Annotated in this window: 1 protein-coding gene; it reads right to left on the bottom strand. The window is 41.0% G+C overall.

Going from position 1 to position 227, the window contains the following annotated elements; translation table 11 throughout:
• The coding region (locus tag AX663_RS10860; protein ID WP_197414224.1) for a hypothetical protein at positions 1-227 on the bottom strand (227 nt) is incomplete at both ends.

Consider the following 227-nt stretch of genomic DNA (forward strand, 5'->3'; position numbering starts at 1 on the left):
TTGTGTCTGCGTACTTGTCTGCCAACTCTTTATCATCATCAACGAGCTTGTCACCAGTGATATCGAATTTCTCTTCAGACACAACATATTTCTCTGGTTGGAACTTAGGTTCAGTTGGAGGTGTTACTACGTTGTTGAACTCTTTATCAGCGATATCGCCAACAGTTGCCACAAGAACTTTAGCTGTTCCATCGTGAGAAACAGTTACTGTTACATTCGCTTTCATT

The organism is Streptococcus sp. CCH8-H5 (assembly GCF_001556505.1).
Taxonomy (GTDB): Bacteria; Bacillota; Bacilli; order Lactobacillales; family Streptococcaceae; genus Streptococcus.